This is a genomic window from Pseudomonas sp. PI1, from assembly GCF_000812405.1.
Taxonomy (GTDB): domain Bacteria; phylum Pseudomonadota; class Gammaproteobacteria; order Pseudomonadales; family Pseudomonadaceae; genus Pseudomonas; species Pseudomonas citronellolis.
The window spans coordinates 36,158-49,213 of record NZ_JWMC01000033.1 but is presented as its reverse complement, the minus strand read 5'-3'; the positions used below and the strand labels follow the sequence as shown (position 1 = coordinate 49,213).

Below are 13,056 nucleotides of genomic sequence, written 5' to 3'. Positions count from 1 at the left end.
GGCGCAGCGTAGCGGATCTCATCCGCGAATCGCGCCGGAACATCCGGCTATCGCGGACAGAGTCCGCTCCTACACCATCCGGCAAGTCCCGTAGGATGGGTTGAGCGAAGCGATACCCATCACCACCGCGACCGCATGGATTTCGCAAGCTCAACCCATTCTACGAAAAGCCCCTCGGCGCGGTTTCGTGGGGCGTATAGTCCGACCGCATCGCCCCGGCACGCTCAATGCCCGCCCTTGCCCTGCTCCAGGGTTTCCAGCAGGGCGATCTGCATCCGCGAATGCAGGCGGATGAACCAGCGCCAGCCCACCGCCAGCGCCAGCGCGGCCACCAGGCCCACCACCACCAGCAGCTCCCCCGGCGGCAGGATGCTCGAGCTGAGCGCCGCCAGCAGCAGCATCATGCCGCCCAGGGACAGCAGCGGGATCATCTCGGCGATCACCCGGCGCACCCGCGCGGTATGGCGCCCGGCGCTCTCGGCCTTGACGCCCATTTCCGCCAGCAGCATGGCCAGCGCCTTGAGCTTGCGGTAGGCGGCGATCAGGAAAGGCAGCGACAGCAGCAGCGCGGCGCCCCAGATCAGCGCCTTGTGCAGCGCCTCGTGCTCGACCCAGTTGGCCAGCCACTCGGCGATCCGCCCGGCGAAGAACGCCAGGCCGAAGAAGATGGCGATCACCAGCACCAGGTTCACCCCCACCTGCAGCAGGATGCGCCGGATCATCCCGGCCAGCACCGCCTTGTCGCCGCGCGGACGGATGCTGCGCAGCCACTCGCCGTACAGGCCGAACACCCGCACCATGGGCGAAGGCAGGGTGCGCCCCAGGTACAGCGCCAGGGGGTCGGCGGAGCGGATCAGGTAGGGCGTCAGCAGGGTGGTGATGGCCGACACGCCGACCACCACCGGGTAGAGGAAGTCGCTGGTCACCCCCAGGCTCATGCCCAGGGCGGCGATGATGAAGGAGAACTCGCCGATCTGCGACAGGCCCATGCCCACGCGCATCGAGGTGCGCCCGTCGTTGCCGGCGATGTAGGCGCCGGTGCCGCAGGACACCAGCTTGCCCAGCACCACCACCAGGGTGATGACCAGGATCGGCGCGGCGTAGTCCACCAGCACCCGCGGGTCGATGGTCAGGCCGATGGCGACGAAGAAGATGGCGCTGAACATGTCGCGCACCGGCTCCATCAGCCGTTCGATCTGCACCAACTGGCGCGACTCGGCCATGATCGCGCCGATCAGGAAGGCGCCCAGCACCACGCTGTATTCCAGCTTGATCACCAGCAGGCAGAAGCCGAAGCACAGGCCGAGCACCGTCACCAGCAGCATCTCGTTGCTCTCGAACTTCGCCACGTAGGCCAGCAGGCGCGGCACCAGCAGGATGCCGACGACCAGCGCGACGACCATGAACAGGCTCAGCTTGCCCACCGTGGAAACCACCTGGTCGGCCTCCACCGCACCGCTCACGGCGATGCCCGAGAACAGCGCGATGATGCCGATGCCGAGGATGTCCTCGATGATCAGCACGCCGAAGATCAGCTGGGCGAAGCGCTCGTTCTTCAGCTTCAGGTCGCCCAGCACCTTGATGATGATGGTGGTCGAGGACATCGCCAGGATGGCGCCGAGGAACAGCGAATCCATGGTGTTCCAGTCGAACAGCCGGCCGATCTCGAAGCCGGCCCAGATCATCAGGGTGATCTCCAGGAAGGCGGCGATGAACGCCGTGGCGCCGACCTGGAACAGCTTGCGCAGGGAAAACTCCAGGCCCAGGCAGAACATCAGGAAGATCACCCCCAGCTCGGCGAGGGTCTTGATGGTCTGCTCGTCGTGCACCAGGCCGAAGGGCGGCGTGTGCGGGCCGATGATCACCCCGGCGATGATGTAGCCGAGCACCACCGGCTGCTTGAAGCGGTGGCAGAGGATGGTGACGAAACCGGCGATCAGCATGATCACCGCCAGGTCCTGGATGAAGTCGATGGCGTGCATGGCGGCGGTCCTCGCGCGATGTGGCAGTGGGGGGATCGCGCGGCCAGCGGCCCCGCTAGGGCGCCAGCCTATCAAACGGCCAGCGTCTTCGAGGCCGCTGAAAAACCCGGTTACAGACCTTCGCAGCCCTTCTGGCCCAAGACCTGGCGCGGCGCAGGGGCAATAGCCGGAAACAAAATCCGGCTGGTTCCTGGCGGCCATGCTCGGCAACATGACGCGCGTCGTATTCCAACCAAGAGAATGACCCCAATGAAGCGCTTTCTCAGCCTTGCCATGGCCTTCTGTGTCGCCGTGACGCTCAGCCTCGACGTCAATGCCGCCAAACGTTTCGGCGGCGGCAAGAGCATGGGCTCGGCGCCGAGCCACCAGACCCGCCAGGTGCAACCGAACACCGCCCCGAACACCCCCAACGCCGCCGCTCCCGCAGCCGGTGCGGCCGCAGGTGCCGCCGCCGCTGGCGGTGCATCGCGCTGGCTCGGCCCGCTGGCCGGCATCGCCGCCGGCGGCCTGCTGGCCTCCATGTTCATGGGCGACGGCTTCCAGGGCATGCAGTTCCTCGACATCCTGATCATCGCCCTGATCGCCTTCATCGCCTTCCGCTTCATCGCCTCCCGTCGCCGCCAGCAGGCCCAGGGCCAGCCGGCGATGGCCGGCCATGCGCCGCAGCAGCGCGAAGTGCCGGCCGCCCAGCCGTCGCCATTCGGCGCCAGCGCCCGCCCGGCCGCGGCCGCTCCGGCGATCAACGCGCCGAGCTGGTTCGACGAGCAGCGCTTCGTCGGCGCCGCCCGCGAGCACTTCCTGTCCCTGCAACAGCACTGGGACGCCAACGAGATGGACAAGATCGCCGAGTTCGTCACCCCGCAGATGCTGCAGTGGCTGAAGCAGGAACGCGCCGAACTGGGCGACGGCTACCAGTCCACCTACATCGACAACCTGCAGGTGCAACTGGAAGGCGTCGACGACCAGGCCGACAAGACCATCGCCACCCTGACCTTCAGCGGCCTCTCCAAGACCTCGCGCTTCGACCAGGGCGAAACCTTCAGCGAAAGCTGGCGCATAGAACGCGCCCAGGGCCAGGACCAGCCCTGGCTGCTGGCAGGCATCCGCCAGAACGGCTGATGGCTTCTGCCGTAGGGCTGTTCGCTTAAGCAAGAAAGAACGCCGTTTCCCTCTACCGGGAAACGGCGTTTTCGTATCCGGGCGGTATGCACGGGCCCTGTAGGAGCGAGCTTGCTCGCGAACAGTGGTTACCGGTGACGTAGGCGCTGCCAAGAGCGCCCTCTCCCCAACCCTCTCCCTGAAGGAGAGGGGGCTGTTCGGAGTGGGTAGGGAGTTTGGAGTCATCCTGAAACTCCTCACTCTCCCCATCATTCCCGCGAACGCGGGAACCCAGTGACTGCGGGGTTCGCGAGCAAGCTCGCTCCTACGAAAAGCAAAAGCGCGTTTGCTCTTGGACTTCCAGAGAAACATCCAAGCGCACCGAAACGCCCCTTCAGAAGGCCGAACGAAGCCCCCGCTCAGGAGGTCATGCGACATGGATGTCGCGAGAGCCCCGATGGGCTACAGGGACGTACCCTCGGGGCGGGCCTCCGTGGCGGGGGAGTTCGTGAGGGTAGCCCGACTGTGTCGGGCCCGTATGTCGGGGCAAGCCTTTTTGGTTACTTTTGTGGCGACTGACAAAAGTGACTCGCCCGAGGGGGCGAAACAAAAAGTCTCCGCAGACTCGGAGCGGCGCGCTACACCAAGCCCCCAAACCACTGGGTTCCGCGTTCGCGGGAATGACGGGTTGGAAGGATGGTGCCTGACTTCGACACCGCTCAGGACAGCCCCCCACCCCAATCCCTTCCACTCGTCCGCCAAACACCCCCAACGTGAACTTGCGCCCAGGCCCGGCTACTACTGTATAAAGCGCCCCAGTCAATCGAGAGGCCCCTGCCGTGGAAGACGTCATCGACCAATTGCGTGAACTCAACGAGCCCGTCCCTGTCCCCCTGGAGCTGCCGGACGAGGAACTGCTGGTGGAGATCGAGGAAGAGCTGCTGATCGGCCTTCCGTCGGAATTCCGCGAGTTCCTCCTGAAGGTCAGCGACGTGGTCTACGGTCGCCTGGAGCCGGTCACGGTGACCGATCCGCACTCCCACACCTATCTGCCGGAGGTGGCCGCGGTGGCCTGGGCGATGGGCCTGCCGCGCGAGCTGATACCGCTCTGCGCCGATGGCGACGACTACTATGCGGTGGCCCAGGACGGCGAGGTGGTGCTCTGGGCGGACGGCGAACTGACCGAGGAAACCTGGGACTCGGTGTGGACCTGGGCACGCGACGTATGGTTGGACACCTGAGCCCGGAGCACTGAATTTCCAAGCGGAGCGGTTGTCACAGTGGCTACCGAGCGTGTACCCAAACCTTCTGCCAAGGCCGGTCCACGATGTCCCTTGGAGACTCTATGAAGCTGAAATTCCTACTCCTCAGCGCGCTGCTGTTCGGCCTGGCCGGCTGTGCCGACAAGGCCGTGGTGATGCTGAACGACGGCAGCGAGGTCCTGGTAAAGGACCATGCCGATTTCGACAAGTACCACGACTACTACGAGTTCGAGCAACTCGACGGGCAGACGATCCTCATCCGCAAGGAAAACGTCCGCTACATCAAGACCGAGTGACGCGCCCTCAGCGCGTCACGCTCGCCCCCGACTCCAGCGCCAGCAGATTCAGCAGGTATTGGCCGAAGTAGGCCAGGTCCTGCTCGATGGCCGCCCGCGCGCCGCGGGCATCGCCCCGCCGGATGGCCTCCAGGGCCTGGCCGTGGAAGTCGTTCAGGCGCAGCGACAGGTCGGCGCCGGTGAACAGCCGGTTGAAAAAGGGCCCGACCTGCAGCCACAGCGCCTCGATCATGCGCAATAGCGTAGGGTTGCCGCAGGCGCGGTAGAGCGTCAGGTGGAAGCGGCTGTTGTGCTCCAGGTAGGCCTGCACGTCGCGCCGCCGCACGGCCTCCTCCATGGCTTCGGTACAGGCCTGCAGGACCTCGATGTCCGCCCCTTGCAGGCGCGGCACCCCGTCCTCCACCGCAAGCCCCTCCAGTGACTGGCGAATCTGCAGGATCTGCAGGAAGCGCTCGCGGGTCATCAGCGGCACCCGCAGCGAGCGCTGCGGCTCGCCCTCCAGGGCGCCCTCGGCTACCAGCCGCTGCAGCGCGGCGCGCACCGGCATCGGGCTGGTGCCCCATTCGTCGGCCAGATCGCGGATCTTCAACCGCTCGCCGGGCTGGAAGCGCCCGCTGAGCAGGGCCTGGCGCAGGTTCTGGTACAGCTGCTGCTGGAGGTTCTCGGCCATGGCGTCACTCCGCGCGGGCCGGCGGCGCCGGCAGTTGGGCGAAGGTCAGGCTGCAGTTGTGCGTCATTTTCTTTTCCCTTGTTCCGATCAGGCGCGCCAACTGGCCTTGCCAGTGCGCTCCCATGAGCCATTCTGTTTTGTGATCACAAATTCTATTGAGAAGAAAGATTAACAGGCGTCCCGCAGCATGTATTGACTTTTTTGTGATCACAAATGGAAGATGTGCGAAAAAACGAACGAGGTGTGCAAGATGACCGCCAGCGGAATCGCCCAACAGGCCGTGGACGAATTCACTGCCCGCGAACGCCAACGCTTCCTGGAGCAGAACCCGAAATCCGTGGCCCTGGCCGAGCGCGCGCGCAACTCGCTGTACGCCGGCGTGCCCATGCACTGGATGGCCGACTGGTCCACCCCCTGCCCGCTGTTCGTCGAGCGCGCCAAGGGCGCCCGCTTCTACGACGTGGACGGCCACGAGTACGTCGACTTCTGCCTGGGCGACACCGGCACCATGTTCGGCCACTCGCCGGACCCGGTGGCCCGCGCCATCGCCGAGCAGGCCAACAACGGCCTGACCACCATGCTCCCGGGCGAAGACGCCGTGGTCTGCGGCGAACTGCTGGCCGCGCGCTTCGGCCTGCCGTTCTGGCAGGTCACCGCCACCGCCACCGACTCCAACCGCTACGTGCTGCGCTGGGCCCGCGCTATCACCGGGCGCAACACCCTGCTGGTGTTCGACGGCTGCTACCACGGCACCGTCGACGACGTCATGGTGCGCTACCGCGACGGCGAGACCGTGCCGCGCTCCGGCCTGGTCGGCCAGGCCTACGACCTGACCCAGTACAGCCGCTCCATCCCCTTCAACGACGTGGCAGCGCTGGAAGCCGCGCTGGCCAGGGGCGACGTCTGCGCCCTGCTGTGCGAGCCGGCGATGACCAACATCGGCATGGTCCTGCCCGACCCGGGCTTCCTGCAGAAGTGCCGCGAGCTGACGCGCAAGTACGGCGCGCTGCTGATCATCGACGAAACCCACACCATCTCCACCGGCATCGGCGGCTGCACGAAACTGTGGAACCTCGACCCGGACTTCTTCGTGGTCGGCAAGCCGATCGCCGGCGGCGTGCCCTGCGGCATCTTCGGCTGCAGCGCGGAAATGGCCGAGAAGATGCTCGCCTCGCGGCAGAAGGCCCAGGAAGACAGCCATGGCCACGGCCACAGCGGCATGGGCACCACCCTCTCGGCCAACGCCCTGGCCATGCACTGCATGCGCGCCAACCTGGAACAGGTGATGACCCAGGCCGCCTACGAGCACATGCTGCCGCTGGCCAGGCGCCTGGCCGACGGCTTCCGCCGGCTGATCGCCAAGCACGGCCTGAAGTGGTCGGTGACCGAACTGGGCGCGCGCAGCGAGTTCCAGTTCTGCCCGGTCTCGCCGCGCACCGGCGCCGAGGCCGAAGCGGCCTTCCACGACGAACTGCAGATGGCCCTGCACCTGTACCTGATCAACCGCGGCATCCTGATCACGCCGTTCCACAACATGACCCTGTGCTGCCCGGACACCAGCGAAGCCGACGTCGACCGCCTGATCGACACCCTCGACGCGGGCATCACCGAGCTGCTGGCGATTCCTGGCGCGCGCGAGGCTTGATGCACCGCGCCCCTGGGCCCGCTCGAAACACCGTCGCAGGAGCGCACTCCGTCCGCGATGCTTTCCGCCGCCTGCCGGCGGATCGCGGATGAATCCGCTCCTACAAGGAACAGGAGCAGCGCCGTCGTAGGATGGGTTGAGCGAAGCGATACCCATCCTACGGTGCAGCCTGCAAGACAGTTGCTCCTACGAAGAGAACATCCGGCGCGCCGCGCCAACCGAGGACCGCCATGCAATTCGCCGATCGAAAGGAAGCCGAAGCCTTCCTCGCCGCGCACCCCGAGGTACGCAGCATCGAGCTGTTCATCATCGACGCCAACGGCATCCCGCGCGGCAAGCTGCTGCACCGCGACGAGCTGCTGGCCATCTACGACAACGGCCGGCCGCTGCCCAGCTCGATCCTCGCGCTCACCGTGCAGGGCGAGGATGTCGAAGGCACCGGGCTGGTCTGGGAAGTGGCCGACGCCGACTGCTGGACCTACCCGCTGCCCGGCAGCCTGACCCTGCAACCCTGGCGCAGCTCGCCCACCGGCCAGCTGCAGGTCAGCATGCACCCGACCCAGGGCCTGCCGGCCACCCCGGCCGACCCGCGCCAGGCCCTGGTGCGCGTGGTCGAGCGGCTCAAGGCCGAGGGCCTGCACCCGGTGATGGCGGTGGAACTGGAGTTCTACCTGCTGGACAAGCAGCGCGACGCCCAGGGCCGCCCGCAGCCGGCGCTGCAGATGAACGGCGTGCGCCCGCAGGCGCCGCAGGTCTACGGCGTGTACGAGCTGGAACAGATGCAGCCCTTCCTCGACGACCTCTACGCCGCCTGCGAGGCCCAGGGCCTGCCGGTGCGCACGGCCATCTCCGAATACGCCCCCGGCCAGTTGGAGCTGACCCTGGAGCACCGCTTCGACGTGCTCCAGGCCATCGACGAAGGCGTGCGCTACAAGCGCCTGGTCAAGGGCGTGGCGAACAAGCACGGGCTGCAGGCCTGCTTCATGGCCAAGCCGTTCGGCGACCGTGCCGGCAGCGGTATGCACCTGCACGTCAGCCTGGCCGACGAACAGGGCAACAACCTCTACGCCAGCGAGCTTTCCGACCTTGAAGGCCCGCAAGGCACGCCGCTGCTGCGGCACTCCATCGGCGGCATGATGGCCACGCTGCTCGACTCCCTGGCCATCTTCTGCCCCAACGCCAACTCCTTCCGCCGCTTCCAGGCCAACAGCTACGCGCCGCTGGCCAAGAGCTGGGGGGTGAACAACCGCACCGTGTCCTTCCGCGTGCCCGGCGGCCCGGCCAAGAGCCGGCACATCGAGCACCGCATCTGTGGCGCCGACGCCAACCCCTACCTGGCCGCCGCGGCTATCCTCGCCGGCATCCACAAGGGCATCCGCGAACAGCTCGACCCCGGCGCGGCCATCGAGGGCAACGGCTACGAGCAGGCCCGCGAGTTCCTGCCCACCGACTGGCTCACCGCGCTGCGCGCCCTGGAGGCCTCCAGCTGGGCCCGCGAGGCGCTGGGCGAAGAGTTCCTCAAGGTATTCCTGGCCATCAAGTGGGAGGAATACCGCCAGTTCATGGGCGAGGTCGGCGAACAGGACTGGCGCTGGTACCTGCACCACGCCTGAGCCGCCGCGACCATCAGTCGCCTACGAAAGCTCCAGCGGGATTTACGAAAAAATTACCCTGGCAAAGCGAAGATTCTGGTCTTTTCTTGGTCAGTAGAGACAGAGGGCCGCCCGTGCGGCCCTCTTCCTTGCGGCGTGCCGCCACTGCCTGACGGCGCGCCGTTTCCCTATCAGGCAGGGAGATCACTCAGTCAATGAGCACACCCGTTGTTCTGATCACCGGGGCCGCCGGCGGCCTCGGCAAGGCCATCGCCAAGCGCTTCGCCCAGAGCCACTGGCGCATCGCCGCCACCGACGTCGACAAGAGCGGGCTGCATGCGCTCAACGCCCAGGTGCCGCTGGATGCCAGCGCCGTGGCCGACCTGCGCCGGGCGGACAACTGCCAGAGCCTGGTGGCGGACATCCTCGCCCGCACCGGCCGCCTGGACGCGCTGATCAACGCCGCCGGGGTCTGGCGCGAGGGCCCGGTGGAGAACTTCAACGAGGACGATTTCGACCTGGTCCTGGGGGTCAACCTCAAGGCCGCGTTCTACATGTGCCAGGCCGCCACGCCCTACCTCAAGGACAACCGCGGCTGCATCGTGAACATCTCCAGCGACTCCGGGCGCCAGGCCTACCGCGGCTCGGCGGCCTACTGCGCGAGCAAGGCGGCGCTGACCATGCTCACCCGCACCCTGGCCCTGGAACTGGCCGCGGACGGCGTGCGCGTCAACGCCATCTCCCCGGCCGACATCGCCACGCCCATGCTCGACTACCAGGCCGAGCGCTACGGCCAGGGCAACCCCGCCGCCTACAAGCTCGGCCTGCTGCGGGATTATCCACAGGGCAAGGAAGCGCGCTTCATCCGCCCGGAAGAGGTCGCCGACCTGGTCTGGTACCTCTGCGGCCCGCAATCCGAAGCCATCACCGGCGCCGACCTGGCCATCGACTTCGGCCTCTCCGCCGGCCGCTGAGCCGCGCCGCGCGCCAATCGCCCGGCGATTGGCGCGCGCCCCTGTTCGCCGGGGCCAATGGGGGGTATAGAAAAGAGTGTGTCGCGGGGCTGCGCGCAGTGCGTCCAGTCTTGGCATCCCCCACCCGCCTTGCGAGAGCGATATGGAACCCGGCAACCACCAACTCAGCATGACCGTCCTGATGACCCCGGACATGGCCAACTTCTCCGGCAACGTCCACGGCGGCACCCTGCTCAAGTACCTCGACGAGGTCGCCTACGCCTGCGCCAGCCGCTACGCCGGCCACTACGTGGTGACCCTCTCGGTCGACCAGGTGATCTTCCGCGAGCCGATCCACGTCGGCGAACTGGTGACCTTCCTCGCCTCGGTCAACTACACCGGCCGCACCTCCATGGAGATCGGCGTGAAGGTGGTCACCGAGAACATCCGCGAGAAATCCGTGCGCCACACCAACAGCTGCTTCTTCACCATGGTGGCGCTGGACGACGCGCGCAAACCCACCGCCGTGCCGCCGCTGCAGCCGGTCACCCGGGAGGAGCGCCGGCGCTTCGCCCAGGCCCAGCAGCGCCGCCAGCTGCGCCAGGAACTTGAGCAGCGTTACCAGGCAATTCGTGAAGAATGGGACAAGGATGCCGACATTTCTTGACAAGATTTCTCAAGTGCCGCTGAAAAAGTCCGGCGCGTCAACAAGTTAACCTTGAGCGTCGGCAAGGCCGAAAGCCTCGCCAGCGCCTAGACTTGCCCAATCCGCGGGTTTGCCCCCGTGATCCACCTTCGAACCACCGCCCTCCCGGGGCGGCAGTTCCCTGCGTGCCCGGAGCCCAGACCATGCACCACACACCGCTACTGACCACCCTCGCCGTCGGCTTCGTGCTGGCCTTCATCCTCGGTGCCCTGGCCAACCGCCTGCGCATCTCGCCGCTGGTCGGCTACCTGCTGGCCGGCGTGCTGGCCGGGCCCTTCACCCCCGGCTACGTCGCCGACCAGGCGCTGTCGACGGAAATCGCCGAACTGGGGGTGATCCTGCTGATGTTCGGCGTCGGCCTGCACTTCTCGTTGAAAGACCTGCTCTCGGTGAAGGCCATCGCCATCCCCGGCGCGGTGGTGCAGATCGGCGTGGCCACCCTGCTCGGCATGGGCCTGGCCTGGATGATGGGCTGGCCGCTGGGCGGCGGCCTGGTGTTCGGCCTGGCGCTGTCGGTGGCCAGCACCGTGGTGCTGCTGCGCGCCCTGGAACAGCGCCAGCTGATCGACACCAAGCGCGGGCGCATCGCCATCGGCTGGCTGATCGTCGAAGACCTGGCCATGGTCCTCACCCTGGTGCTGCTGCCGGCGCTGGCCGGCACGCTTGGCGGCAAGGCCGAGGACGGCGCCAGCGGCGGCATCCTGCTGCCGATCCTGCTGACCCTGGGCAAGGTGGTGGCCTTCGTCGCGGTGATGATCCTCGGCGGCCGCCGCGTGGTGCCCTGGGCCCTGGAGAAGGTCGCCGCGACCGGTTCGCGCGAGCTGTTCACCCTCGCCGTGCTGGCCATCGCCCTGGGCATCGCCACCGGCTCGGCGGTGGTGTTCGGCGTGTCCTTCGCCCTCGGCGCCTTCTTCGCCGGGATGATCCTCAACGAATCCGAGCTCAGCCACGAGGCGGCGGAGAACTCGCTGCCCCTGCGCGACGCCTTCGCGGTGCTGTTCTTCGTCTCGGTGGGCATGTTGTTCAACCCGGCGATCCTGATCCAGGAGCCGCTGCCGGTGCTGGCCACCTTCCTGGTCATCGTCTTCGGCAAATCGGTGGCCGCCTACGTCATCGTGCGCCTGTTCGGCCACCCCAACAGCACCGCGCTGACCATCGCCGCCAGCCTGGCGCAGATCGGCGAGTTCTCCTTCATCCTGGTCGGCCTGGGCGTGACCCTTGAACTGCTGCCCGAGCAGGGCCGCGACCTGGTGCTGGCCGGCGCCATCCTGTCGATCCTGGTCAACCCGCTGCTGTTCATCGCCATCGAGCGCCTGCAGGCGCGCAAGGAAAGCGCCCAGCCCAGCGAGGCCCAGGCGCAGGACGAGGACCTGCCGCCGCCGGTGCGCGAGCACGAGCACGCCATCCTCATCGGCCACGGCCGCGTCGGCGAACTGGTCAGCGCGCGCCTGCAGAAGGACGGCACGCCGCTGGTGGTGATCGAGGACAAGCGCGAGAAGGCCGCCGAACTGCGCGAACGCGGCCTGAGCGTAGTGGTCGGCAACGCCGCCAACCCGGAAGTGCTGGCCCTGGCCAACATCACCACCGCGCGCTGGCTGCTGATCGCCATCCCCAACGGCTTCGAGGCTGGGCAGATCGCCAGCCGCGCCCGCGCGGCCAACCCCGAACTGGACATCATCGCCCGCGCGCACTTCGACGCCGAGGTGGAATACCTGGAACAGAACGGCGCCAGCCTGGTGATCATGGGCGAACGCGAGATCGCCCAGGGCATGTACCAGCGCGTCGAGCAGCACGGCACCCCGGCGCCGCAGCCGGATGGGTTGCCGCAGTCGGCTTGAGTTCGCGGCGGGTGCCGAGCACTTTCGGTCCCGCCTCGACGACAGGGCCTGACGCCTCCCTCAGATCGCCTTCGCCTCGAAACGCACCCGCGGGTGGGCGATGCGGTCCTGGGCGCGCACCAGTTCCAGTTCGTAGCTGCCGCAGTGCTGTGTCTCCAGCAGCACTTCGTGCACCGCCGCGGCGGTGAATTCGAAGGCCGTGCAGGGCGCCTCGCCCAGCAGCAGGCGGGCCAGGAACAGGCCGGAGGTCAGGTCGCCGACGCCCACCGGCTGGCGCGGGAAGGCCAGCAGCGGGCGGCGCAGGTGCCAGCTGCCCTCGGCGCTGACCAGCAGCATCTCGAAGGCATCCGACGGCTTGCCCGGGTAGTTCAGGTGCTTCACCAGCACCGCCTTGGGGCCGCGCGCCAGCAGGCTGCGCGCCATCTCCACGCAATCCTCCAGGGACTGCGGGCTGCGCTGGCAGAAGCTGTCCAGCTCCAGTTGGTTGGGGCACAGGTAGTCGGCCACCGCGGCGGCTTCCTGGAGCAGGAACTCGCCGACTTCCGGGGCCACGATGCAGCCCTTGTCCGGGTGGCCCATCACCGGGTCGCACAGGTAGATCGCCCGCGGGTTGGCCTCGCGGATGCGCGCCAGCGCCTCGAGGATCGCGCGGCCCTGGGCGGCGCTGCCCAGGTAGCCGGAAAGCACGGCGTCGCAGTTGCCCAGCTCGCCGATGGCGGCGATGCCCTCCACCAGCGCCGGAATCTGCTCCGGCGGCAGCACCTGGCCGGTCCAGTGGCCATACTGGGTATGGTTGGAGAACTGCACGGTGTTCAGCGGCCAGACGTTCACCCCGACGCGGCGCATCGGGAACACGGCGGCGCTGTTGCCGGCATGGCCGAAGACGACGTGGGACTGGATGGCGAGGACGTGGGGAGTGCGCGACGACATGACGAATTCCTGCAACTGGATGTGTCAGTATGGGGCGCAAATCACCACCTGGGAACCGGCGGCTCTCGCCGCTTTCCTACAGAC

Annotated in this window: 11 protein-coding genes; 8 read left to right on the top strand and 3 right to left on the bottom strand. The window is 67.4% G+C overall.

The annotated features are described in order from the left end of the window. Window positions 1-224: 224 nt before the first annotated feature. Entirely contained in the window at window positions 225-1,982 is a 1,758-nt protein-coding gene (locus tag RN02_RS11775; protein ID WP_043314673.1) for a cation:proton antiporter, read from the bottom strand. A gap of 249 nt (window positions 1,983-2,231) precedes the next feature. Here RN02_RS11775 and RN02_RS11770 point away from each other — a divergent pair, with 249 nt between their 5' ends. The 3 genes from RN02_RS11770 (at window position 2,232) to RN02_RS11760 (ending at window position 4,638) form a co-directional block, all read left to right on the top strand. Further along, on the top strand, window positions 2,232-3,101 hold the full coding sequence (locus tag RN02_RS11770; RefSeq protein WP_043314672.1) for a Tim44 domain-containing protein: 870 nt from the start codon (window positions 2,232-2,234) through the stop codon (window positions 3,099-3,101). Between the two features lie 818 nt (window positions 3,102-3,919). Next, window positions 3,920-4,321, top strand: coding sequence for an SMI1/KNR4 family protein (locus RN02_RS11765; protein WP_009614862.1), 402 nt, complete (start codon window positions 3,920-3,922; stop codon window positions 4,319-4,321). Between the two features lie 104 nt (window positions 4,322-4,425). Continuing rightward, the gene (locus RN02_RS11760) at window positions 4,426-4,638 is read left to right on the top strand and encodes a YgdI/YgdR family lipoprotein (protein ID WP_009614860.1); all 213 of its coding nucleotides are present in this window, start codon (window positions 4,426-4,428) and stop codon (window positions 4,636-4,638) included. A 7-nt stretch (window positions 4,639-4,645) separates the two neighbouring features. Here RN02_RS11760 and RN02_RS11755 read toward each other — a convergent pair whose 3' ends face one another. After that, complete coding sequence (locus RN02_RS11755; RefSeq protein WP_043314671.1) at window positions 4,646-5,308, bottom strand: GntR family transcriptional regulator; 663 nt, start codon at window positions 5,306-5,308, stop codon at window positions 4,646-4,648. A 250-nt stretch (window positions 5,309-5,558) separates the two neighbouring features. Here RN02_RS11755 and RN02_RS11750 point away from each other — a divergent pair, with 250 nt between their 5' ends. From RN02_RS11750 to ybaL, 5 genes are all read left to right on the top strand, one after another. Further along, on the top strand, window positions 5,559-6,953 hold the full coding sequence (locus RN02_RS11750; RefSeq protein WP_043314708.1) for an aspartate aminotransferase family protein: 1,395 nt from the start codon (window positions 5,559-5,561) through the stop codon (window positions 6,951-6,953). A gap of 230 nt (window positions 6,954-7,183) precedes the next feature. Further along, window positions 7,184-8,566 carry a glutamine synthetase family protein gene (locus tag RN02_RS11745; RefSeq protein WP_043269823.1) on the top strand — a complete coding sequence of 461 codons (1,383 nt, stop codon included), beginning with the start codon at window positions 7,184-7,186 and terminating at the stop codon, window positions 8,564-8,566. 194 nt (window positions 8,567-8,760) lie between these two features. Further along, on the top strand, window positions 8,761-9,519 hold the full coding sequence (locus tag RN02_RS11740; RefSeq protein ID WP_043314669.1) for an SDR family NAD(P)-dependent oxidoreductase: 759 nt from the start codon (window positions 8,761-8,763) through the stop codon (window positions 9,517-9,519). 142 nt (window positions 9,520-9,661) lie between these two features. Next, the gene (locus tag RN02_RS11735) at window positions 9,662-10,165 is read left to right on the top strand and encodes an acyl-CoA thioesterase (RefSeq protein ID WP_043269827.1); all 504 of its coding nucleotides are present in this window, start codon (window positions 9,662-9,664) and stop codon (window positions 10,163-10,165) included. Window positions 10,166-10,347: 182 nt separating this feature from the next. Then, a complete protein-coding gene (gene ybaL / locus RN02_RS11730) occupies window positions 10,348-12,042 on the top strand; it encodes a YbaL family putative K(+) efflux transporter (protein ID WP_043269829.1) in 1,695 nt (564 codons plus the stop codon). A gap of 60 nt (window positions 12,043-12,102) precedes the next feature. Here ybaL and pdxY read toward each other — a convergent pair whose 3' ends face one another. Next, window positions 12,103-12,972 (bottom strand): pyridoxal kinase PdxY, encoded by an 870-nt coding sequence (gene pdxY / locus RN02_RS11725; RefSeq protein ID WP_009614845.1) that lies wholly within the window; start codon window positions 12,970-12,972, stop codon window positions 12,103-12,105. Window positions 12,973-13,056 lie beyond the last annotated feature (84 nt).

What these genes read in the sequence shown, in the direction of transcription:
- RN02_RS11775 (WP_043314673.1), bottom strand. Translation starts at nt 1,982, where the DNA reads ATGCACGCCATCGACTTCATCCAGGACCTGGCGGTGATCATGCTGATC.
- RN02_RS11755 (WP_043314671.1), bottom strand. Translation starts at nt 5,308, where the DNA reads ATGGCCGAGAACCTCCAGCAGCAGCTGTACCAGAACCTGCGCCAGGCC.
- ybaL (WP_043269829.1), top strand. Translation starts at nt 10,348, where the DNA reads ATGCACCACACACCGCTACTGACCACCCTCGCCGTCGGCTTCGTGCTG.
- RN02_RS11750 (WP_043314708.1), top strand. Translation starts at nt 5,559, where the DNA reads ATGACCGCCAGCGGAATCGCCCAACAGGCCGTGGACGAATTCACTGCC.
- pdxY (WP_009614845.1), bottom strand. Translation starts at nt 12,972, where the DNA reads ATGTCGTCGCGCACTCCCCACGTCCTCGCCATCCAGTCCCACGTCGTC.
- RN02_RS11760 (WP_009614860.1), top strand. Translation starts at nt 4,426, where the DNA reads ATGAAGCTGAAATTCCTACTCCTCAGCGCGCTGCTGTTCGGCCTGGCC.
- RN02_RS11745 (WP_043269823.1), top strand. Translation starts at nt 7,184, where the DNA reads ATGCAATTCGCCGATCGAAAGGAAGCCGAAGCCTTCCTCGCCGCGCAC.
- RN02_RS11770 (WP_043314672.1), top strand. Translation starts at nt 2,232, where the DNA reads ATGAAGCGCTTTCTCAGCCTTGCCATGGCCTTCTGTGTCGCCGTGACG.
- RN02_RS11735 (WP_043269827.1), top strand. Translation starts at nt 9,662, where the DNA reads ATGGAACCCGGCAACCACCAACTCAGCATGACCGTCCTGATGACCCCG.
- RN02_RS11740 (WP_043314669.1), top strand. Translation starts at nt 8,761, where the DNA reads ATGAGCACACCCGTTGTTCTGATCACCGGGGCCGCCGGCGGCCTCGGC.